The following is a 23821-nucleotide window of genomic DNA, read 5'->3' on the forward strand; positions in this document are numbered from 1 at the left end:
TGCTGATCCTCAAGCTTGAGGATCATACTCGCTCAATTTCCCCTCGTAGATCAAATGGAATCGATCACTTTGCCGAAAATCGTCTGGCGTAACAAGAGCGGGTAGCTTGTTCCATATTTTTATGCCGGATCGCTGTAAAATTTCCGCGACGAATTGCGAACAAAAATAAGAATTGCTGAACTCGACTGGTTCTTTGAGTGCAATACCAATCAAACCCAGTAAGTTATACATATATTTTTGACGACTTCGGATAAATACATGTAAAACTCGCTTCATTTTTTCAACTTCACGGTCGGTTACTTGAAGCTCGTAGATAACACATGTTGTATTCGGAAATCTGCTGTATGTACCTGTCTTAATATCCTCTTTCACGAAACCACCATCCAGAGGGTTATTAGGGGTCTTTCTCCCGAAGCTGTATAACTCCGAAAGTTCCCGGTTGAAGGAAATGGAGGCGTGATTATATGGCGCTCTCGTATAGCTTTTAATGACTCTCGTAAGAAACGTTCCCGTATTCGTAAGCAAGATAAAGACGGATTGATCTGCTACCATTTACGAAATTTCCCCTTATCAAGTTTGAATTATTCCTTCATAATAACATAGGAACCCTAATGGAACCCTATTTCGCGATAAGTTGGTGAGTGGTAATGGATAGTTCGCTATTTACGTTAATCCTTATTTTTACAGCCTTATTGGTCATCCATCTGATTTACATAGTAGTAGTCAAAACACAGCCAGACAAAGACTATGCAGCTATTGGGCTTCGCATCAAGACATGGTGGGGTATGTTCTTTATCTTTTGCTTGGCAACTCTTTTCAATCCGATTGTTTCACTGCTTTCCCTGATGGCACTCACCTTTTTTGCGCTAAAAGAATACTTTTCTATGATTAGATCCAGAAAAGCTGATCGCAGATTGTTTCTATGGGCGTACTTGGCGATTCCCGTACAATTTTACTGGATTTATATCGGGTGGTACGGAATGTTCATTGTCTTTATCCCTATCTATGTATTCTTACTGCTACCGCTCCCACGATTGATCAACAAAGGAACGGTTGGATTTCTGCGCAGTGTCAGCTCGACCCAGTGGGGACTCATGCTAATGGTTTTCGGGTTGAGTCATCTGGCCTATTTTCAGTTTGCTACGCCGCAATACGGAGCGAAACTTGTACTTTTTCTAGTGGTACTGACGCAGCTCAATGATGTCGTACACTATCTAGCATCACTCTATTTCGGTAAGCGGAAAATCGTCCCGACATCCAATCCCAATATAACTTGGGAAGGCTTTGCACTCGCTTTTCCCGTAACTATAGCGGCTTCCTATTTCATCTATCCCTATCTGACGCCGTTTGACCTGAAATTTGGAATTATTTTCGGCATGCTGATCAGTTTGAGCGGTTTCTTCGGCAGCTTAACGGTTTCCGTGCTGAAGCGGGATTTATTAATCGGCGATGATGATAAGTTCGATGCTTTGAAAAAAAGCTACTTAAGTCGGGTGGATAGCCTGACCTACACCTCACCCGTCTTTTTTCACGTAATCCGTTATTTTTTTGACTTTATGTAGCGATTACATGGCTCAAACCTAGATGATCATGGAACACAATATCTTGTTGTGAAAAAAGCAGCCTATCCTCACGGGTTGTATTCCCGTCAGCACACTGTTGCTGTCCTATATCATCCTCCGTGAATCCCTCTCATTTGCTCATCTGGCTGGTGCAGGCTTTGTGTTTCTCGGCATCATACTTATATCACGCGGTGAACGCCGCTGACTCACGCAAAGACCTTCTCAAAAAAGAGGCTCCCGGCTGAAACTTCGGGAGCCTCTTTTCTTTGATTCAAGTTCTTAGCGCATTGAATTAATGCACCTGATCCAGCAATTGATATGCTTCTTCCTTCGTTGCAGCTGCTAGAAGCGCCTCTCGGAAATGATCGTCCATCAGCTTACGCGATAACATTTGCAGCACTTTCAGATGCGCATTTTCTTTGCTGTTGCGCGGTACGGCAATCATGAAAATCAGTTTTGCTTCACTTCCGTCTGCACTATTCCAGTCAACACCGCCCTGTTTGATGCCGAAGACCACGCTTGGCTTCAGGACAGCTTCCGATTTGCCATGAGGAATGGCAATATTCATTCCAATGCCTGTGGAGCCTTCTTCCTCTCTGGCTAATATCGCCTGTTTGAAATCACTGGCAGAGCTTACGGCTCCAGTTCTCTCAAGTGCTCCGATCATTTCATCAACCACAGCATCTCGTGTCGTTCCTTCCAGATCTAAATTAATCAGATCCATGGTTACAATATCCGTCAGTTTCTCAATGTGAATGGCTTGCGAAGATACGGCTGGCCCGTTATTTGTGACAGTTGTTGATGCAGATGACTCCGCAGCGGCCTTTGTAGTAATCGCAGATTGTCCAGCCCCTGCGGTAGAATGTCCAGGCATCGCTTCCCCAGCAACATCTGGAGTTACAGTTGCTACAATATCTTTTTTCAGCAAGCTTATCAGGACAACCGATACGGCTACGCCGACAATAACGGCGATAAAGAACATAAGCACATGGTCCACTGCACCAAGTACAGCTACAATCGGTCCACCATGAGCTACCTTATCACCTACATTTCCCAACATGGCGATGACAGAGCCGACCATGGACCCTACCATGATACTGGGAATAACACGTAGTGGATCTTGCGCCGCGAATGGAATCGCACCTTCGGTAATACCGAACAACCCCATCGTGAATGTTGCCTTCCCAGCCTCGCGTTCTTCAGGTGCAAATTTACGTTTGTTGATCATCGCTGCAAGTCCCATCCCAATCGGCGGGATACAAATCGCAACGGCGATTGGCCCCATAATTTCATAATTCCCTTCGCCGATCATAGCCGAACCAAATAAGAATGCGACTTTGTTCACAGGGCCGCCCATATCAAAGGAGATCATCGCACCTAGAATCAACGCCAGTAGAATTGAACTTGTACCTTGCATACCTGCAAGCCAACCTGTTAAAGCTTCAAACAATTGTGCGACTGGAGCACCAATCACAAAGACAAAGATTAACCCAACAATTAACGATGCCAATACAGGAATAATTATAATAGGCATGATCGGCTGTAATGCTCGGCCAACTTTAATTTTCCGAATCCCAAGTGCAACATAACCCGCCAGGAAACCAGCGATAATCCCGCCGATAAATCCAGCCCCCGCCTCACTTCCATAAAAACTGCCGTTCGCAGCAATGAATCCGCCAATCATACCCGGTGCAAGCCCCGGTCTATCCGCAATGCTCATCGCGATAAATCCGGCGAGGATCGGTATCATAAAGGTAAAAGAGGCCGAGCCGATATCCTGAACCGTCTTCCAGAATGAACCGTCCGGTATAACCAGACCGCCTGGTGTCTTCTCACCGCCAATCGTCAACGCAATGGCAATGAGCAATCCCCCAATGACGATGAAGGGTACCATATAGGATACACCGTTCATCAAGTGGCGGTAGATGGGATTTTGTTTCGGTTTGTTCTCCTGTGAGCTACCTTCAGCAGAACGTGACTCTGCTTGGTACACAGGTACATTACCCTTCATCACCCGCTGGATCAATTCTTCTGGACGGCGAATGCCATCCTGTACGCCAACGACCAGCAGTTTCTTACCGACGAAGCGGTCTTTAACCACCGTTTTATCCGCTGCAATAATAATGCCATCTGCCTCACGGATCTCCTGATCGGTCAGTTGATTTTCGACTCCAATGGAGCCTTGTGTCTCGACCTTCATCTCGATGCCCAGCTTTGCTGCTGCCTTTTGCAGATTCTCAGCTGCCATATACGTATGTGCAATTCCGTTAGGACATGAGGTAATCGCCAATATCTTCATAGTCATTCCCCTTCTCTCTGTTGTTTCCGCTTACATTGATAGTATAAACGCCTATCTTGCTGTTATCAGACGAACTTTTTACCGGAACTTTCGGAAAAACGGAATTATACCGACAAAAAGCAGGACTTATTTATAAGTCCTGCTCCAGAGCACTGCTTTTGATTTTAGTTTATCCCTTCATTTTCCCTAATAGTCTCATTGCATCGGTCTCCTTAGATAAGGCATGAACCAAAGCAGGTTGCTCACTGATCAGGGACAATTCCTTGAATAACTGGCGCATCTCTTCCCGCCCATCCTGTTTAACCGCAAGCAGGAACACAAGCTCTACTTTCTCGGTTCCCCAGGTAAGCGGCTGCTTCAAGGTAGCGATTACAATGGAGGACTGCCTTATCCACTCAGAACCGCCATGCGGGATGGCTATGCCTCCCCCAATCGTCGTAGCCGACATTTTTTCTCGCGCCAGTACGCTGTCCACATAACCGGGCTCCACATATCCTTTGTCCTCCAGTATTTGCGCCAGCTTGGAGATCAATTGTTCCGGATGCTGCACTTCCTGCTGGGGAAAGACCAAAAAAGGTGTTGTATATTTAAAAAATACAGATTCGTCTGCCGCCCTATGTTCCGGCTCATCCAGTCGTCGGATCACTTGCTCCAGCCGACGCTCGTCCTTGGCATCCAGCAAGGGAGAGACGAGAATGTGCGGAATGTTCATCTCTGGGAGATCTACAGTGGTAATGACGAGATCCACATCCTGGGCTGCCAGATAATCCTGGACTTCTGCTTTGGAAAGGGTTGTCTCTACATGTACAGCCGGAAATTTACGTTCCACCTTGGTGCGCAGCAGTTGGGACATACCGATGCCCATGTGACACACGATGATGGCTCTCTGGGGATGACTCTCTTTCTGGTGCAATCGCTCCACAGAAGCCTGAAAATGCAGCGTTAAATACGCCGCTTCCTCCTCGGGGAAGGATAGCCGGATCCATTTCCCCACCTCTTCCAGCGTAATAATAACCCGGTCGAACATGTAGGGGTACATCTTCTTGATCTCGGCCAGCATAGGATTGGACACGGTCAACCCATATTGAAGACGGTTCAGGGTCGTATATAAATGGACATTCAACCCTTTCAGCAACATCTTGTCCTTGGAAAAGGCCATCATATTCAGCTCGGACATCCGCCGGACTAACTGCTCAATCAACTCAGGCAAAAGCGGGTGACTATCTGCCAGCTCGCCTTGTTTTCCCCTTCTTTCCTCCTGCTGGTAACGGAACTTCCCACTAAGCAGATGCAGAGTTAAATACGCCGTCTCTTCCTTGGAAAAAGGCACGGCAAACAACTTTTGCAACTGCTGCAAAAAAGATGTAGCCCATGTAAATTCGCGTCTCTCCTGCAAAAAGGCAATGTCCTGCTTGGAGAGGGAAATGGGTTGTCCCATCTTGGTTCGTTTGACCATTAAAAGGATATGCAGCATTAGAGCTTCGAAAGCTTCGTCAGTAAAGCTGAGCTCATGGCGTTTTTGAAATGCTTTTAATTCATGATTTATGGTTGTGATCTCGTGCGATTCAAACTGTTTGCGCATCATCTGTCCCGTTAACTCAGGACTGTCAATCAGCTGGTTCATCCGCGCCAAAGCGATTCGCTTATTTTTCTCAGAGCCTTGAATGGTCAAGCCTACGCGCTGCTTGGTAATCAAGGCTAGATCAAAACTGTGCAGCCAGCCATCAATCTTCTCCATATCTCTACGGATCACCGTCTTGTTCACATAATACTGTGAAGCTAGATCCTGGATGGTCACAGGCTTGGCATTCATCAAGAGCCGATAGGCGAGATGCAGCACCCTTTCCTCATCCGACTCATGTTGGGCTGTACTCTCATCCGCATACAGTCGATGAAACAATTCATTCTGATCCGCTCTACCCATCTCCAAATAAATACCGCGTCCCGGCCTTCTCACCAGATTAGCATCAGAATGCTTGACGATATAATCTTCAATTACTTTCAGATCGTTACGGATCGTCTTTTCAGAGCAGTCGGTCAGATCCGCCAGATCCTGCGCTAACCACAACCGGTCCGGTTCAGTTAACAACATGCGTAAAATTTCCTTTTGCCTTTTATTCATTCCATTCTCCCATCTTCCAAAATAAAGAATGTCCAGGGCATTTCGAGTTATATTTTTTGCTGGTTTTGTGTTGACTTTAAGTATAGCTAAGCGATACTAATTGTAACCTTACAACAACATAAGGAGTGTATAATAAGACAATCCAAATATACTGGATTTTCAGGAGGAATAACAGTGATCACCTATATGAGATGCAATGATGTCAGCATGGAACACATATTTCAAGCATTTTCGCTTGGTTTCTCAGATTATTCCATTCGCCTGACCATGGATCAGGACGATTTCGTAGCACGTTTTTTTGGTCCAGAGGGTAATACACGGAATCACTCTTTCCTTGCCATGGATGAGAATCAACCGATCGGCTTAATTCTCGGCGGTGTCCGGCAGTTCGACGGGTACAAGACCATGCGTTGCGGTACGCTATGCGTCGCTCCGGCTTACCGTGGTCAGGGGATTAGCAACAAGTTGCTGGAATTACACAAACAAACAGCCATCTACGCGGGCTGCCAGCAGCTATGGCTCGAAGTCATCAAGGAAAATCATCGGGCCGTCAAATTATATGAAAAGCAAGGCTATCAGCCACGCTATACGCTGAAATACTACAACGGCACTCTGCCCTCCGCCCCACCCGCTGCCCTCTCATCTTCGTATATTCTTAAGGAAGTTACATTTGATGACGTCGCAGCTTTTCGTAAGACCCTCACCAACTGCCACATCCATTGGCAAAGTGACACACCTTATTACGCCACCAGTACACAGGAAGCTTTTCTCGGCATCTACGAAGTGAATCAAACGTGTCTCGGCATGGTGAGCATGAGTGCTCAGGGTAAAATCAACTTTCTTTGGGTCGATCCTAAGCATCGCAACCAAGGATTAGGATGTGCCCTCCTTCATAAAGCAGCAGAGATCCAAAAGATTGAGAAGGTGTACATCTGTCTGTCTGACAATGACTCTCTTGAAGGCTTTATCCAAAAAATAGGTCTCTCGAAAGACCCCATTGAGCAATATGAATTGTGTATGCCGCTGAAGGTTGATCATGTTGTACAATGATCAACCTTCTTCCTATCCATGCTCCCTCGCTTGATCCACCTACATCTATCATTTCTGAGAACGATTGATATACTCTGATTTGACCAATGCACACATGTAAAGATCATCATATTTCCCGGACGTCAATTCATATTGGGAGAGGAGCCCTTCTTGCCGAAAGCCTGCTTTTTCAAGCAAACGCAAGGATTGTGCATTCTCTGGCTCTACTAGCGCCTGAATGCGGTTCAATGAGAGGAAGGGATATTTATAATAATTTCTTTGTTTATAGAATGTTTTCCTAAACATGGATTGTAAAATGACCGTTAATATAAGGAGTGTGTTTTTAATTATTAAGAAGAGGTGTATTTTTTGGACGAACAGCACATATCACACAATCCGCAGTCAACTGCAAGACAGATGTACATTCGGCACGGTCAAAATTATGGGGTAGATCCAAACAGGATGGCCGAAATATCAAAAACGTACGGGAATTCTACTCTGTTTAGACGGTGGGGAGCAACGGTTTTTGATTTCATATTTTTTTTAATCGGGTATGTTTGTTTTTTTATTTCTGTCATTCAAATAACGGATAGATGGTTTTTGCCTTTAGCGATTGCATCCCGTTGTATTCTGCTTATTGCTTTCTTCAGCTATTATTTGCTTTTGGAAGGTTACACAGGCTATACACTTGGTAAGTTCGTTTTTCGTATTAAGGTGGTTAACGGGGAAGGAAAGCCTCCTGGTTTTCTTAAATCACTCATTCGTACGCTGCTCAGGCTAATCGACACCAATCCGTTGCTAATGGGTGGGATACCTGCTGGTATCAGTGTGTTAGTAACTGCATCAAGACAACGAATTGGTGATTTAGCTGCAGGTACATATGTTGTAAAGGTACGGGATTTAGAGCCGATTAGCAAAAAGACAATGAAACGTTCGCTCTTTATATTTTTTACCGCAATGGTGATCTTGGGAGCCTCGTTTGTAAATGCTATTTTTATACTTGCAGACAGTTACGTACCTCCTGAAGCTCCAGTGAGCAAGAAAGAGCAAAGCTATGTAAGTAAAGATGGACGTTTTCAGATCTCAGCCCCGCTAGACTGGTCAACAGACCCGGACCGTGAAAAAATAACTGATATTGCAATATTCAATCCGTACATTCAAAAATCCGTTGCGGTAGTATCCAATTCGAAAAAGGAATTGGGCAATGTAACTCTCCAGCACTACACAAAGAAAATTCAATACAACATGACCAAAGAGTTTAATCTCTCTACTGTAGGACCTTCATCTAACACAACGATTCATGGATATCCTGCCATTGAGTTTACGATTAAAGGACAAAAAGATGTGAACCATTATGTCACCCATGTAGCGATTATTGAGACCGAAAAGGATTACTACCAGGTGCTTGGATATGCACCAGCGTCTAAAGACGGCCGTTTAAAGCAAGAACTACACGACATTATCTATAGCTTCCGGGAGGTTCGTCATTAGTCAGCGTGGCTGGCAATAAAAAGGATAGACACAAAAAGCAGGTGCTCCTATGAGCCCTGTTTTTTGCGTACAACGATTCTTCACATCTATGATAAAATTGACTGACATGTTCAGCGACCTGCCTTATCATATTGTTCAGATGCACAATAAATTGGAAACCCTTTCATAAAGGTGGTACATTAAAATACACTATATCACTATAGATAAAGGAGGAATCCTGATTTGTTTCAGCTCTCCGTAAAACAAGCCCAAGACATCGTAGACAAAATGATGAAGGATATTCCATACAATATCAATATTATGAATGAACGAGGCATCATCATTGGCAGCGGCGAGAGTGAACGAATCGGAACCATTCACCAAGGCGCTGTTCAGGCGCTCGAAACTGGGAAAATGATTGAAGTGTGGCAGGACGGCCACTATGAGAAAAAGGGAACCAATGAACCGATTGTCATTCATCATGAGTTAGTTGGTGTCATTGGTATTTCAGGCAATCCTGATGAAGTGCGTCCTTTTTGCAATATTGTTAAAACGACGGTGTCTCTCCTGATTGAACAGCGCATCTCATTGGAGCATCTGGCCCACGAAGCCAACCGCAAAAAATCTGTGCTGGAAATGTTGTTAAATCATCAGGGAGCCTACACGCAAAAAATAAAAAAAGAAGCAGCTCAATATCATATTGATTTGCTTCTAAAAACTTCGGCTGTATATGTAAAGTACCTGCCTGCTGATCCAGCTCATTTAGCCGAGTTGTCCAATATATTCATGCAGCATCCGTCCTTTCGTATGGAGGAAGACTGTTATCTCATCCTAATACAAAATCAGGAGCCGACAGACAAACTGCTTGAGCCACTTGTGCGCAGCCATCCCGATGTGCTGATTACGGTCAGCAGACAGGAGCACAACATTGCGGATGTTTATATGCAAGCCAAGTCAGCTATGAATGTTTTACTGGCTTTGCGCCCGCCTGTGCAAAAAATTTCTTTTGCGGAAGTCGAATTTCTGGTCAGATTGAGTCAAACGAACCTGACAAACACGATCTATCTGGTTAGCAAGCTGGAAGATACCGTGGATTTGCTGGATACGCTGCGAAGCTTTATTAACCATAACGGTAGTGTCTCCTTTACCGCAGATGAATTAAATATTCACCGAAATACGCTGCAATACCGCCTGAAGCGCATCCATACCTTAACCGGTAAAGATCCCCGGAATCTCCTTCAGCTTTTTGAGCTTACGCACGGCTTATTGGCACTGTATCAATGAACTGCTGTATTCACGCCAGGCCATGCGCCAGTAATACCATATTTCCGCTCGCCGTCACTCCCACATTGCTCAGTCAATCCGGCTTTGGCTAAGTTCGGGATTACAGGCGAGCGCTCGTATTATATCCCGCTTCTCAATCTGTTCATTTCTCGCTGAATTGAAGTACTCTTGCGATATTCTCGCACGTACGCTCTACGTTTTGCGGCCCTTCGGCCAGCAGCTTACCGAGCTCCGAGGCTCCCGGTACGATGCCGAACACCGCATCTATTCCTTCCTTGTACAACGTGTCGATCCCTTCCCCGATATAACCTGCGACCGCAATGACCTTTTTGCCAGACTGTTTTGCCGCCTGGGCTACTCCATAAGGAGTTTTACCGAATTTGGTCTGAAAATCAATACCGCCTTCCCCCGTCAAAACGATATCGGCAGTGGCGAGCTTTTGTTTCAAACCGGTGTATTCAATCACAATTTCAATGCCTTTTTGCAGCGCCGCCTGAGTGAAAATCAATAAGCCCGCACCCAGTCCACCTGCTGCGCCTGCGCCTGGGAGATCGCGCACATCCTTGCCCAGTTGCTGCTTCACCACATCGGCGTAATGAGCAAGATTGGCATCCAATTGCTGCACCATCTCCGGAGTTGCCCCTTTTTGTGGCCCGAATACTTGAGATGCCCCATGCTCTCCGCACAGCGGATTTGTCACATCACAGGCTACAATTAGTTGTACCTGCTGCAAGCGGTCATCCAGTGATGAAATATCAACACTGGCCAGCTCGCCCAGACTACCGCCGCCGCGCGGAAGAGTGTTGCCTGTTGCATCGAGAAATCTGGCGCCTAGCGCTTCCGCCATTCCTGTACCGCCATCATTCGTCGCGCTTCCACCAATGCCAATGATAATTTTTCGAATTCCCTGGTTCAGACATTCACGGATTAACTCCCCTGTTCCGTAGGTTGTTGTTTTTAGCGGGTTTTTGTTATCCTTGTTCACCAAATGGATTCCACTGGCGGATGCCATCTCAATTGCCGCCGTAGTGCCGTCTCCCAGCAGGCCGTATGCAGCAGTTACAGGTCCTCCAAGCGGTCCTGTCACCTCGATATAACGAATCTGTCCGCCTGTCGCATCCACCAGTGACTGCACCGTTCCTTCACCGCCGTCCGCCATCGGTATGTGGACATAATTCGCTGCCGGGTAGACCTTGCGCAGTCCCTTCTCCATTGCAATACACACTTCTTTAGCCGTCATGCTTTCTTTAAAAGAATCTGGTGCCAGCACAAATGTTTTCTCTCTCATCTTCTCACCCCATCGTGAATATTAAAGTAAAAATCCATACATGAGTGTCGCTACAATTGCCATCGTTCCACCCACAATAGCTTCGTAAGGAATCAAACCCATCCGTTGTTTAATGCTCATTTTCATGCTGTCTGCCGTGACGTGAAAATAGTTGCCCTGCGGCAAGGAATCAATGACTGTAGCTCCTGTATGCACCATCACAGCTGCAGCGAGCGGGGCCGTTCCCATGTTCAGAATGGCTTCCCCAAACGAGCCTGTCGCCAAAATAACTCCCGTCGAGGTGGACGCCGTGGCAGCTGCCATCAGAATACCTGCAAGCGGTGCCAAAAATGTACCGGAAACTCCCGAAGCTTCAATCAGGCCAACCACCTGAGCAGACAAGTTGGAGGCAGAGATCAGACCCGCAATCCCGCCTGCACCGATCAAAATCAGCACGGTCGCCGTCATTTTATTCAAACCGGAGGCCGAATACTTCAAGATATTGCGCCCTTGCCCCATGGCCAGCATACCCACAATCCCAGCAATCGGCAAAATGTACATCGCATCCACCTTGAAACTCGAAAGTGCTTCAATACCAGAGATGGAACCAATCGGGTTAATCATCAGCAAAATAACAGCTACCAGCGGGGCTACAATCGCCCGTCCCAACGCCGGGTATTTCGATGTATCGACATCACTGTCCATGATATCCTGATCGGACACCTTCACACCTTTGGTTTTCAACATAGACGCCACCAAAACAGTCATGATTAAACCACATATCGCAGGAACCACACCCGCCAACATCACGTGGCTTAAATCCAGATTAAATCCGCGCGCCGCTGCAATCGTATTAGGATTGGGAGAGATGATGTTCCCCGCTTTTCCGCCTCCAGACAAAGCCAACAGGAGTGCCAGCTTGGAAATCCCCATTTTGTTACCGACCGACAATGCAATAGGTGCCACAATCAGCACGGCAACGGGAATAAATACACCTACCGCCGTAATAATCATCGTCGCCAAGGCTAGTGCGAGTATCGCTTTACTGCCGCCGAACTTCTTTACAATAGCCTGCGCAATCGTCTCCGCCGCCCCAGATTCCATCATTACGCCTGCCAATACACCTGCGGCAAGCACACGAATGACCGTCCCCATCACACTTTGCGTACCGCTTATTAACACGCTGATCGTCTGCTCCAGATTGGCTCCGCCCAATAAAGCGCCTACAATAGCTCCCAAAAATAAAGCGTAAACCGGATTCAGCTTTCTTAATATCAGAATAATTGCAATAGCCAGCCCTGCCAGAGCTCCTATCCAACTGATCGTCAATCCTTCCATCTGTCTAACCCCCCGGGCAATTTTTGATTACGCTTTCATTATATCGATTGTCGCACGTTAAAAATATTGAAGAACAGACGAAATTGATTGTGCATTTGCACATATAAAAAGGCCCATCTTCTCCAATCAGAATCCGGACTTACGAAAAATTTATATCTTCATATTAAATACTTGCGGCCACATAATATTCGTAAACCCATCAAGCTTAGAAAAATATCAGACGAACACACACAAATTTAATGTATACGCTTGCAAATTTAAAATTTCAGATTATAATACCTGTATACAAGTATACTTGATTAATTGAGAAGGTGAAATGATGGTCGAATCAGAATTCCTATATCCCTCCAAATGGCTTTTAAAAGCCTCTGCTGGTGATCGCGTAACATCCGAGCTTAGAATGCGCATTATTTCTGGCGGGATTGAAAGCGGTACCATATTATCTGAAAATAAACTAGCTGCTGATTTCACTGTAAGTCGCTCACCCATTCGTGAAGCGTTAAAAATACTGGCATCCGAAAATATCATTCGATTAGAAAGAATGGGAGCCGTTGTTAATGGCCTATCAGAAAAAGAAATAGAAGAAATTTATGATGTCCGTCTGCTAATAGAATCCTTCGTATTTGAACGTCTTGTAAAGATGGATACTAATGATTTGGCGAAGGAACTTAGTAAAATACTCGAAATGATGAAAGTCGCCGTCAAATATAGTGATGCTGATGAGTTTTCATATCAAGATGTCTTGTTCCATGAAACGATTATTCGTGCAGCCAATCATTCGCATATTCTGATGATCTGGAATAATTTAAAGCCTGTTATGGAAAGTCTCATTCTTTTGTCGATGCGTATGCGTTTCAAAGAAAAGTATGAAGATTTTACACGGATTATAAACAATCACGAACTTTATATTGAAGCAATCAAAGCAAAAGATAGAGACCTCATGATCAAGTCTTTACATGAAAACTTTGATGATGTTCAAGGTAAAGTAGAAGACCTATGGATGTCACAACAAATGCTATCTAAAGGAGTAGTGCAACAAAATGACTAACTATATGTTAGGTATAGATATCGGAACCACAAGTACGAAAGCCGTTCTATTTAGCGAAAAAGGTGAAGTCATCCAACAAGAGAATATTGGATACCCGCTTTATACACCAGATATAGCGACGGCTGAACAAAACCCAGAAGAGATTTTTCAGGCAGTCCTGCAAGCGACTTCGAATATCATGAAAGATCACTCACAAAAAAAGCTATCGTTTGTTTCATTTAGCAGTGCCATGCATAGTGTCATTGCAATGGATGAACATGACCGCCCACTTACACCTTGTATCACTTGGGCAGATAATCGAAGTGAAGCATGGGCACATCAAATAAAAGATGAGCTGAATGGCCATGAAGTGTATAAACGAACAGGAACACCCATTCACCCCATGTCACCCTTAACGAAAATAGCCTGGATTGTGAATGACCTTCCTGAAACCGCTGTCAAGGTTAAAAAGTATATCGGAATTAAAGAATATATTTTTAAAAAGTTCTTTGATCAATATGTAGTGGATTATTCCCTAGCTTCTGCCATGGGCATGATGAATCTAGAAAAATTAGATTGGGATGAAGAAGCATTAAAAATTGCTGGTATAACCCTTTCTCAATTATCTGAGCTCGTGCCAACAACCAGGATATTTACCAACTGTGATTCAGATTTAGCAAAAAAGATGGGGATCGATCCACAAACATCGTTTGTCATTGGAGCTAGCGACGGAGTCCTTTCTAATCTAGGTGTTAATGCGATACGAAAAGGCGAAGTTGCCGTCACAATCGGGACAAGCGGTGCCATTCGAACCATTATAGACAAGCCTCAAACAGACGAAAAGGGAAGAATATTTTGTTATGCCTTAACAGAAAAGCACTGGGTTATTGGGGGGCCGGTGAACAATGGCGGGATGGTCCTTCGCTGGATTCGTGACGAGCTTGCCTCATCAGAAGTAGAAACAGCGAAAAGACTAGGAATTGATCCATATGATGTACTAACCAAGATTGCTGAACGTGTAAGACCAGGATCTGACGGATTGTTATTCCATCCATACCTGGCTGGTGAACGTGCGCCATTATGGAACCCAGACGTACGTGGCTCATTCTTCGGTTTAACGATGTCACACAAGAAAGAACATATGATTCGCGCAGCCCTAGAAGGAGTCATTTACAATTTGTACACCGTATTTTTGGCATTAACTGAATGCATGGACGGTCCCGTGACCCGAATTCAGGCTACAGGAGGCTTCGCAAGGTCAGCTGTTTGGCGGCAAATGATGTCCGATATATTCTCATCTGAAGTCGTCGTTCCAGAAAGCTACGAAAGTTCTTGTCTAGGAGCTTGTATTTTAGGCTTGTATGCCACCGGAAAAATCCAGTCCTTTGAAGTCGTTTCTGAAATGGTTGGCAGTACCAACAAACATACACCAAAAGAAGAAGCAACCAAGGAATATAGGAAATTGCTGCCGATTTTCATTAACCTATCCAGAGTATTAGAAGATGATTATACACGGATTTCCAATTATCAAAGAAGCTTAATTAAACACTAAAAAGATAAAAACAGGGGGTAATTACAATGCCATTAGTTATCGTAGCAATTGGAATTTTAGCATTATTAGTTTTAATAATGGGTTTCAAATTGAACACCTTTATTTCATTAATCATTGTATCGTTCGGCGTCGCTTTAGCACTTGGAATGCCATTAGAGGAAATTGTCAAAACCATCGAAGCCGGATTAGGCGGAACCCTTGGTCACTTAGCGTTAATCTTTGGACTTGGAGCGATGTTAGGTAAGTTGATCGCTGATTCTGGCGGTGCTCAACGAATTGCCATGACCCTCGTAGACAAATTTGGTGAAAAAAATATCCAATGGGCAGTCGTAGCTGCTTCATTCATTATCGGTGTGGCGTTATTTTTTGAAGTAGGATTAGTATTGTTAATTCCAATCATATTTGCCATTTCAAAAGAATTAAAGGTTTCTATCTTATATCTCGGTATTCCGATGGTTGCAGCTTTATCCGTAACACATGGTTTCTTACCTCCACATCCAGGGCCAACAGTTATTGCTGGTGAATATGGCGCGAACCTTGGTGAGGTTTTACTTTACGGTTTCATTATTGCCATTCCAACTGTTATTTTAGCCGGACCTGTATTTACTAAGCTTGCCAAAAAACTCGTACCTGCATCATTTACGAAAACGGGTAATATTGCCTCTTTAGGTGAACAAAAAGTATTTAAATCCGAGGAAACCCCGGGATTTGGTATCAGTGTATTTACTGCAATGCTTCCTGTTATTTTAATGTCTATTGCTACGGTTATTACTTTGCTTCAAAAAACAATGGGATTTGAAGATAGTAGTTTACTAGCAGCGATCCGTTTTATTGGTGATGCATCAACTTCCATGTTAATTTCCTTACTGGTAGCTGTCTACACCATGGGAATAGCAAGGAAAATTCCAATCAAAAATGTAATGGCATCTTGTACAACTGCTATTACTCATATTGGGATGATGCTCTTAATCATTGGGGGTGGCGGAGCCTTCAAACAAGTACTGATTAATGGCGGCGTAGGTGACTATGTAGCTGAATTATTCAATGGAACTACATTATCACCCATCTTGCTTGCCTGGATCATCGCTGCAATATTACGTATTTCCTTAGGTTCTGCAACTGTTGCAGCTTTAACAACCGCTGGTTTAGTTATTCCGATGTTAGGACAATCCGACGTTAATCTTGCTTTAGTTGTGCTTGCAACGGGAGCGGGTAGTTTAATAGCTTCACATGTTAACGATGCTGGTTTCTGGATGTTTAAAGAATATTTTGGTTTAAGTATGAAAGAAACATTTGCAACATGGACATTGCTTGAGACCATCATTTCTGTAGCTGGATTAGGATTTATTTTAGTACTAAGTTTATTCGTATAAACCATGATTCCCGGGCGGTAGATCCCCCCACTTATTTTTCTTAGAATCTTCTAAGCCTATAAGTGAGGATCTACGGCCTATTCATTTCAAATAAAAGGAGCAGAAAAAATGTCCAACACAATTGGTGTCATTGGTTTAGGGGTAATGGGCCGTAATATTGCTTTAAACATGGCTGGTAAGGGTGAGCAAGTCGCTGTCTATAATTATACGAGGGATTTAACTGACGATCTTGTTAAAAAAAGTGAAGGTCACTCTATCCATCCCTACTACGAAATTCAAGATTTTGTTTACTCCTTAAAAACTCCAAGAAAAATCTTCCTTATGGTAACAGCGGGCAAACCGGTCGATTCGGTAATAGGTACATTAGTACCCTTCCTTGAAGCAGGCGATGTGATTATGGACGGTGGTAACTCCCATTACAAAGATACGGAACGTAGATATGATGAATTGAAGTCAAAAGGAATCGGTTATTTAGGAATCGGTATTTCCGGCGGCGAAGTCGGGGCTTTAAATGGACCTTCGATCATGCCTGGTGGAGATAAAAACGTATATGAAAAGGCAGCTTCTATTCTAACAAAAATAGCAGCCCACGTGGACGGAGACCCTTGCTGTGTTTATATGGGTCCAAAAGGGTCCGGTCACTTTGTAAAAATGGTACATAACGGAATCGAGTACGCAGATATGCAATTAATCGCAGAAACCTATACATTTTTAAGAAAAAGGTTACGTTTATCTGTGAATGAAATTGCTGATATCTTTGAAATATGGAATCAAGGGGAACTGAAAAGTTATTTAATCCAAATCACAGCAGAGATTTTACGGAAAAAGGATGATGTAACAGGCTTGCCATTAATCGATGTGATTCTTGATAAAACAGGGCAAAAGGGCACAGGTAAATGGACAAGTATTCAAGCAATTGATCATGGGATCCCCTCATCCATTATTACAGAGTCATTGTTTGCCCGTTACATCTCCTCTTTAAAAGAGGAGCGGGTTTATGCAGAAAATATCCTGACAGGCCCAGAGATTGATCAGCGAAGTTTAGATAAAGATGTGTGGATTGAGTACATTAGACAAGCGTTTTATATGGGTAAAATTTGTGCCTACGCGCAAGGATTTATACAATATAAAATGACTTCTGAGCTTTACGGATGGAATTTACCTTTACAGGATATTGCCCTTATTTTCCGTGGTGGTTGCATCATTCGTGCCGAATTCTTAAATGTAATAAGCGAAACATATCAAGAACAGCCGAATTTGGCTAGTCTATTAATCGCCCCGTATTTTGCTGAAAAGGTTAAAGAGTATCAAAAAGGATTACGAAAAGTTGTCTGTGAGGGTATTAATTCTGGCACTTCGTTTCCATGTTTAAGTGCTTCACTTACTTATTACGATAGTTACCGGACAGGCATTTCGAATGCTAACCTTTTGCAAGCACAAAGGGATTATTTTGGTGCTCATACTTATGAACGAAGTGATTTAGCAGGTTTCTTTCATACCAACTGGCAGTGAACCATAGTCGTAGTAACTCTCCAGTGCCCTAATGAAGTGGTTCTTTCCTTCATTAGGGCTCTTATTTTGAATACATTTTCCACACAATGCTCTTGTGTCTATATTATGTAACAGACGTTGAGATTCTGAAGGGCAAGGGGAATAAATAGAAGCTACATGACAAAACGATTAATACATGTGCTGATTCTTTATACGGACCAAAACCTTCCCAAAGCGCCCCCCTTGCTGAACAGGGATTCTCTTCCCTGCGTACGTCTTTCTTAAATAGGCTTCTGCTTTCTGTAGCGACTGTTCATCTGTTGGCATCCCGAAGAATGAGAACCAGCCTAATGTATGTTTTACCGCCTCGTCCACCGACATCATTACCGTTTGGGTTTCACGAGTAATCAGGGTTTGAAAAGAGTAGCCATATATATTTAATAGTTGGATAATATATGCCATATCTGACGTTTGTACTAGGTCCTCTTTTATTCCGACTACAGGGCGCAGTTCCTGAATCAGACTATGCTCCTTAGGCCCAGCACTCGTACTGATGTAACAAAACTGGCTGGCACAGGCGAGCGCCTTCTCTACCATTTCCCAACCGAAAATGGCTGGACACATGGATGCAAACACCAGATCAAATTTGTTTTGCCATCCGTTCGTCTCAATAGATAACTCCTCAAATTGTTCCCGCACGATTTTAACGTTTCCCTTTATCGATGGCTTAATATTCTCTTCCATTAAGGCTGTCAACGGTCCTGAAGGCTCAACGGCGGTAACATTTGCCCCTTCCTCTGCAAAAGGAATACTGAAGACACCGGAGGCAGCACCAATATCTAGGATAGAGGAGTCTTTAATGGTAACTCCCTGTGTCCTTAGCCATCCCATAATTCTGGCTGTTCTCTTTATTCCCTCTTCATTAAATGCCTGCTTGTGGAAGCTTCTTGCCCTTGAAATATCATCAAACGAATGAGCCGGTACCGTTCCCGCTCTAAGCATTCGATTTACACCAGCTTCTGGATCGTTTATCCAAGCAGCCTTCCATACTTCGGGATCAAATAAAGACTGGGTCATTAATTAGACTTCCCTTCTACTAAATAGATTTTAAAGTCTACTAATATCTACAATGATAAAAAATCATGTCATAAAAATTTAACCTGACGGTCCTTGTTGAACTCCTTAATCATAGAACTCTTTAATTATAGAACTCCCTCCTTCCGTATGTGGATATGGAACACTCTACAATAGACATTATAGACTTATTATATCCGTAATTCAATCAAAAAAATTTAAATGACTAAAATTCATACCCTCACGCCGTGCGGCACAAGAACTTTCTCGACGAATGCCCTTATGCCTTCAAGCGTGCTTGTATCCTCGGTCCGAAAATATTCATCTCATTTTTGAACGATTGAACTAGTTGCTTCTGTTGTAGCTTTTGCCTCACCATGTCCTGCACCAAATAGGTTCAGTACCACCACGCCAATAACAATTAAAGCAATACCTGCGATACTTCCTGTATTGATTTTTTCTTTCCAAATCAATACTGAAATAAGCGTTGTAGCAACAGCTCCTACACCTGACCAGATGGCATAAGTCATATTTAAAGGAAGCGTCTTAAGGGATAGAGAGATAAAGAAGAAAGAGATCACGAACGCAACAATTGTGAATAGAGTCGGATACAGTCTGGTAAAACCTTCTGAAGCCTTAAGCATCGAAGTTCCAATAAGCTCACCAACAATAGAGATTGCCAAGAAAAGATAAGCCATTATTCATTCTCCTTTATATATGTTTTTAATTCTTCCATCATTTTTTGCCTCATTTCCTCATTAGGAGGAGCAAGCCCAAACATTTCGGTAAACCACAAGCCGTCTATTGCTAATCGGACTATCGTGGAACGAACGGGATCCAATTCGTCGTTTTCAATTTTTTTTTGGATATTCTCGTACTCGTCCTGAAGTAACTTTAGCATTTGAGGGTTCGTAAACTGTGCTGCTGAAAGAGCGGTATACAGGTCACTTGCATTCCGATCGCCAGAAAATGATGTATTCATATACGCGCGAGTCCATCTTCCTTTGGAATGCATATCGTTTTCTGCTCTCTCATTAAATTCGGAGACAAAGCTGGTCGATAGTTGCTCAACCATTCCCAAAATCAATTCATCCTTATTCGGAAAATGGTAAAGCAATCCTCCTTTACTTATTCCCGCTTTCTTAGCTACCGCTTCTAACGTTAACTTCTCTACTCCTTGTTCATGCACAATTATGGAGGCCGCTTTAAGTATTAATTCTCTTTTTAATGTTTTTTTAGTTGTATTCATTTTGATCACCGCCCACTTTATTATACCGTCCAGACGGTTTTATCTCAAGCAGAAAATACGTTTAAGCTAAATAAAAAGAAGCCTTGGCGTACAACATTTCAGCCAAGACTTCTTCAAATAAACATCTATCCAGCCCAGACATTTGGCAAAAGTTCGCATCTGTTGGTGTTTAAGTGCCACCCATAACTTATCTTTGCAGATATTGTCTCAGCCATTGGAGCGCGGGACGTTCCGTGCCGTTAGAGTTCAGCAGATGTGTGTTCGGCTTCCAAGTTTGTCCCTGAATATACCCCCAGAGCGTAACTCCCTTCACTGAGGGATGCTGCCAGAGTACCGGAAACTTCTCCTTGTATCTGGCAAGCTGGGTATTGTCGTCGCCAGTTATATCCAGTTCCGACACATAGATTGGCAATCCTGTTGCCGCCAGCTTGTTCAGTACAGTGTTCATCGTGTTAACTGAGACATTGTCCATGCTAAACTGATGGCATTGAATGCCAATTCCGTCAATCAGGCCTCTGCTCTTGAGCTGATTAATAATGTTGACATATTGATCGGTTAACGAAGGATCGTTGATTATTCCATATTCATTGATCAGTAGCTTGGCATTCGGGAAAGCTTGTCTGGCCTGTTGGAATGACCATATAACCCAATCCCATCCGGTCGACCCGTCACCGCCTATGGCATTGCGGAAGGACGGCTTCTGATGCAGTGGCTCATTCACCACATCTACAAACTCCGCATTCGGATAGCGTTGACCAGCTGCTTTAATCCACTGGGTCACTTCCGCCTTCTGATCAGCAGCCGACAGCCCCCTAACCCAACCTGGCTCCTGGGCACCCCATACCAACGTATGGAACTTGAACGGGAAGCCATTGCTACGGGCATAATTGTAGGCGGTATCCGCCTGTGACCAGTTCATGTTGTTACGGTTGCCTTCAACCGATTCCCACTTAGTCGAGTTCTCCGGCGTCACTTGATTCCAGTATGTCCCGTAACTAGGAGGGACACTCCCCGCAATGACATTCCCCAGGAATTTGCCACCGTTCGCCATACTGGCACTAGCCGGGTTTATCAGAACTGATGATAACAACACACCCGCCAATGCCAAGCTGCTTACCAACTTGCCCACTTTAAATTTCGACATACAATCTCCTCCTCATACGTATAGTTTTTTAATATTCCCACCCTAAAATAAATCGCTTACATTTCCAATTATAAGAATGTAAGGTTATTATCTGCTACATGTAAAAGTAAAGATTTTACCCGAAAAACTTTACATCATTGCGGGGCGACTGGAAACCTGGTGCTCCTTTATCCCAAACAACTCCGAAATGACAAAAAAAGGTTGATGCAAAAAGTGATATGCTCCCCTTACAGTAGCAAGTTTTAACCTGTCTACTTTTTTGGAAGCATATCACTTTGGAGACTGCCCATTTAATAGTTTAAGGATTAAGCGCTCTTGCAATCGCGTCCACATAACTTTGGCTAGCACGCTGGCTTACTTCTGCTTGCGGAACCATCCCTTCAAAGTTGTGGAATGTGCGGGGATACAGATGGAATTCGACGTCTACCCCAGCTTGGGCAAGGCGTGTCACATATTCAATCGTCTCATCTCGGAATAAATCGAGCTGGCCTACGCACGTATAGGTCGGCGGTAGCCCAGCCAAGTTTTCCGCTTTCGATGGCACAGCGTATGGGGACACCTCGGTGTCTTCAGTACGATCGCCCAAGTACATGTTCCAGGCCGCCAAATTGTTCGTCCGGTTCCATGGTGCGTTATCGGCCGTAATTTCATGACTTGACGCCGTAATATTGCGGTCGTCGATCATCGGATACAGTGGCATTTGGAAGATGAGGGCTGGCCCGCCTTTGTCACGAGCCATTAAAGCAAGTGCTGCGGTCAGACCGCCGCCCCCGCTTGCACCGGCAATTGCGATCCGGTCCAAGTCGATGCCCAACAGCTCAGCTTCGTCGGTCATCCACGTCAAAACGGCATAACAGTCATCGATGGCAGCTGGATAGGGGTGCTCGGGAGCAAGTCGATAATCGACCGATACGACGACGCATTTGGCCGCCTGCACGAAGCGTTCGCACAAAGCATCGTCCATATCAGGATGCCCCATCACATAGCCTCCCCCGTGAATCCACAGCATGGCCGGAAGCCTAACGTCAGTTCGCTGGGCAGGTTCGTAGATTTTGACTAATATCTCGCCTGCTACGCTCGGAATCATCCGGCTTGTCGTGCGTACGTGCTCCGACTGCTCAATGGGAGAACTCGACAAATAGCTTCTACTCAGTTCTAAATTTTCTTCCAGTTGAAATCCAGGAAATTGTGCAATTACCGACCTAAATTCTGGGTACAAACGATTTTCAAAATCCATGTGAATCACTCCTATGTTTGGTTTTTATAATCTTTTTTCCGTCTCCGCTTCCCACTGGGCTATTTCCTTCCGAACTCGGGGTGCTACCTCTGTTCCCAGCAGCTCAATGGCTCTCATCACCTCGGCATGCGGCATTGTACTTAACGGAACATACAGCATAAAGCGTGTAACACCTACATGTTTGCGAAGGTGAATGATCTTCTGGGCAACAGTCTCAGGATCGCCAACATACAGCGCACCTTCAAAGCTGCGCGCGGCATCGTAGCTAGAACGATCATAATGCGCCCAGCCCCGCTCCCTGCCTAATCTATTCATACCTGCCATCGTAGAAGGGAAATATGTATCTGCAGCTCGTTCATTATTCTCTCCGACAAATCCTATCGAGTGCGATCCAACCTTAAGCTGCGATTCGTCATGGCCAGCGTGCGCTGCTGCCTTCTTATAAAGCTGTACAAGCGGTGCAAAATTCATCGGATTTCCACCAATGATCGCCAGCATCAAGGGCAGTCCTAACAGACCTGCACGGATAGCAGAATCCTGCCTGCCCCCGCTGCCAACCCATATCGGTAAAGGATTCTGAACCGGCCGTGGATACACACCCAAATTGTTAATGGCTGGCCGATGTCCGCCTTTCCAGGTTACTTTTTCGGACTCCCGTATTTTAAGGAGCAATTCCAGATGTTGTTCAAACAGCTCATCATAGTCTTCCAAGTCATAGCCAAACAGTGGAAAAGATTCAATAAAGGAACCTCGGCCCGCCATAATCTCCGCACGTCCATTCGAAATACCATCCAGCGTAGCAAAGTCCTGAAAAACGCGAACGGGATCAGCTGAAGAAAGCACTGTGACTGCACTGGTCAGCCGAATCCGTTTCGTCTGCGCTGCAGCCGCTGACAGCACAATTGCTGGTGAAGATGCCGAATAATCCTTCCGATGATGCTCACCTACCCCAAACACATCAAGTCCCACTTGATCAGCAAGGATAATTTCCTCGACAACTTCGCGCAATCTCTGTGCGTGACTTATCACTTCACCTGTCTGAACGTCAGGCTTTGTTTCTACAAACGAAGTAATACCTATCTCCATGGTCCATCTCTCCTATTCTAATAGCTTTCTTTGTATGCCAATTAAATACCGATAAAATATCATACCGATCGGTAATATATTTTTCCCAGTAAATATAACTCATTAAAAAGAATACTGTCAATAAATATAGTGAAAATACTTTGTTTTATCCTCATACTGATATCTCCTTGGTGCGATAAACCAATCAGCATTTGACAATATAACGGGCTAATTATAA

General features: G+C 44.3%; 20 protein-coding genes. 9 read left to right on the plus strand and 11 right to left on the minus strand.

Going from position 1 to position 23821, the window contains the following annotated elements; all coding sequences use genetic code 11:
* Positions 1-9 precede the first annotated feature (9 nt).
* Complete coding sequence (locus tag KAI36_RS26425) at positions 10-552, minus strand: hypothetical protein (RefSeq protein WP_023991046.1); 543 nt, start codon at positions 550-552, stop codon at positions 10-12.
* 95 nt (positions 553-647) lie between these two features.
* On the opposite strand from KAI36_RS26425, the gene KAI36_RS26430 reads away from it, so the two are divergent.
* Both KAI36_RS26430 and KAI36_RS26435 read left to right on the plus strand, forming a co-directional pair.
* Entirely contained in the window at positions 648-1562 is a 915-nt protein-coding gene (locus KAI36_RS26430; protein WP_029518863.1) for a phosphatidate cytidylyltransferase, read from the plus strand.
* A 64-nt stretch (positions 1563-1626) separates the two neighbouring features.
* The gene (locus KAI36_RS26435) at positions 1627-1767 is read left to right on the plus strand and encodes an EamA family transporter (RefSeq protein ID WP_258296574.1); all 141 of its coding nucleotides are present in this window, start codon (positions 1627-1629) and stop codon (positions 1765-1767) included.
* A gap of 87 nt (positions 1768-1854) precedes the next feature.
* On the opposite strand, the gene KAI36_RS26440 is transcribed toward KAI36_RS26435, so the two are convergent.
* Both KAI36_RS26440 and KAI36_RS26445 read right to left on the minus strand, forming a co-directional pair.
* Complete coding sequence (locus KAI36_RS26440; protein WP_220026447.1) at positions 1855-3861, minus strand: PTS fructose transporter subunit IIABC; 2007 nt, start codon at positions 3859-3861, stop codon at positions 1855-1857.
* Between the two features lie 169 nt (positions 3862-4030).
* The gene (locus KAI36_RS26445) at positions 4031-5983 is read right to left on the minus strand and encodes a BglG family transcription antiterminator (protein WP_220026448.1); all 1953 of its coding nucleotides are present in this window, start codon (positions 5981-5983) and stop codon (positions 4031-4033) included.
* Positions 5984-6157: 174 nt separating this feature from the next.
* On the opposite strand from KAI36_RS26445, the gene KAI36_RS26450 reads away from it, so the two are divergent.
* The 3 genes from KAI36_RS26450 to KAI36_RS26460 all read left to right on the plus strand — a co-directional run bounded on the left by KAI36_RS26450 (position 6158) and on the right by KAI36_RS26460 (position 9766).
* On the plus strand, positions 6158-7033 hold the full coding sequence (locus KAI36_RS26450) for a GNAT family N-acetyltransferase (RefSeq protein WP_220026449.1): 876 nt from the start codon (positions 6158-6160) through the stop codon (positions 7031-7033).
* A 348-nt stretch (positions 7034-7381) separates the two neighbouring features.
* Positions 7382-8503, plus strand: a complete 1122-nt coding sequence (locus tag KAI36_RS26455; protein WP_220026450.1) for an RDD family protein — start codon at positions 7382-7384, stop codon at positions 8501-8503.
* A gap of 222 nt (positions 8504-8725) precedes the next feature.
* Complete coding sequence (locus KAI36_RS26460) at positions 8726-9766, plus strand: CdaR family transcriptional regulator (protein ID WP_220026451.1); 1041 nt, start codon at positions 8726-8728, stop codon at positions 9764-9766.
* A gap of 142 nt (positions 9767-9908) precedes the next feature.
* Here the strand turns inward: KAI36_RS26460 and KAI36_RS26465 are convergent, their stop codons facing one another.
* Both KAI36_RS26465 and KAI36_RS26470 read right to left on the minus strand, forming a co-directional pair.
* The gene (locus tag KAI36_RS26465; protein WP_220026452.1) at positions 9909-11054 is read right to left on the minus strand and encodes a glycerate kinase family protein; all 1146 of its coding nucleotides are present in this window, start codon (positions 11052-11054) and stop codon (positions 9909-9911) included.
* A 21-nt stretch (positions 11055-11075) separates the two neighbouring features.
* Positions 11076-12371 carry a GntP family permease gene (locus tag KAI36_RS26470; RefSeq protein WP_025719225.1) on the minus strand — a complete coding sequence of 432 codons (1296 nt, stop codon included), beginning with the start codon at positions 12369-12371 and terminating at the stop codon, positions 11076-11078.
* A gap of 316 nt (positions 12372-12687) precedes the next feature.
* Between KAI36_RS26470 and KAI36_RS26475 the strand changes: the two genes are divergently transcribed.
* The 4 genes from KAI36_RS26475 to gnd all read left to right on the plus strand — a co-directional run bounded on the left by KAI36_RS26475 (position 12688) and on the right by gnd (position 17835).
* Positions 12688-13419: a GntR family transcriptional regulator gene (locus KAI36_RS26475; RefSeq protein ID WP_220026453.1), complete on the plus strand. Its 732-nt coding sequence runs from the start codon at positions 12688-12690 to the stop codon at positions 13417-13419.
* On the plus strand, positions 13412-14950 hold the full coding sequence (gene gntK, locus KAI36_RS26480) for a gluconokinase (protein ID WP_220026454.1): 1539 nt from the start codon (positions 13412-13414) through the stop codon (positions 14948-14950). Before KAI36_RS26475 ends, gntK begins: the two co-directional genes overlap by 8 nt.
* Positions 14951-14976: 26 nt before the next feature.
* Positions 14977-16323, plus strand: coding sequence for a GntP family permease (locus tag KAI36_RS26485; RefSeq protein ID WP_023991059.1), 1347 nt, complete (start codon positions 14977-14979; stop codon positions 16321-16323).
* 108 nt (positions 16324-16431) lie between these two features.
* Positions 16432-17835 (plus strand): decarboxylating NADP(+)-dependent phosphogluconate dehydrogenase, encoded by a 1404-nt coding sequence (gnd, locus tag KAI36_RS26490; RefSeq protein ID WP_220026455.1) that lies wholly within the window; start codon positions 16432-16434, stop codon positions 17833-17835.
* A gap of 168 nt (positions 17836-18003) precedes the next feature.
* Here the strand turns inward: gnd and KAI36_RS26495 are convergent, their stop codons facing one another.
* From KAI36_RS26495 to KAI36_RS26520, 6 genes are all read right to left on the minus strand, one after another.
* Positions 18004-18891: a class I SAM-dependent methyltransferase gene (locus tag KAI36_RS26495; protein ID WP_220026456.1), complete on the minus strand. Its 888-nt coding sequence runs from the start codon at positions 18889-18891 to the stop codon at positions 18004-18006.
* 323 nt (positions 18892-19214) lie between these two features.
* Positions 19215-19586, minus strand: coding sequence for a DMT family transporter (locus KAI36_RS26500; protein WP_053326462.1), 372 nt, complete (start codon positions 19584-19586; stop codon positions 19215-19217).
* The gene (locus tag KAI36_RS26505) at positions 19586-20137 is read right to left on the minus strand and encodes a TetR/AcrR family transcriptional regulator (RefSeq protein ID WP_220026457.1); all 552 of its coding nucleotides are present in this window, start codon (positions 20135-20137) and stop codon (positions 19586-19588) included. Before KAI36_RS26505 ends, KAI36_RS26500 begins: the two co-directional genes overlap by 1 nt.
* 187 nt (positions 20138-20324) lie before the next feature.
* Positions 20325-21281: an endo-1,4-beta-xylanase gene (locus KAI36_RS26510; protein WP_220026458.1), complete on the minus strand. Its 957-nt coding sequence runs from the start codon at positions 21279-21281 to the stop codon at positions 20325-20327.
* Positions 21282-21579: 298 nt separating this feature from the next.
* A complete protein-coding gene (locus KAI36_RS26515) occupies positions 21580-22518 on the minus strand; it encodes an alpha/beta hydrolase (protein WP_220026459.1) in 939 nt (312 codons plus the stop codon).
* Between the two features lie 24 nt (positions 22519-22542).
* Positions 22543-23604, minus strand: coding sequence for an LLM class flavin-dependent oxidoreductase (locus KAI36_RS26520; RefSeq protein ID WP_071558013.1), 1062 nt, complete (start codon positions 23602-23604; stop codon positions 22543-22545).
* Positions 23605-23821 lie beyond the last annotated feature (217 nt).

Source organism: Paenibacillus sp. S02, assembly GCF_019454065.1.
Taxonomy (GTDB): Bacteria; Bacillota; Bacilli; order Paenibacillales; family Paenibacillaceae; genus Paenibacillus; species Paenibacillus polymyxa_B.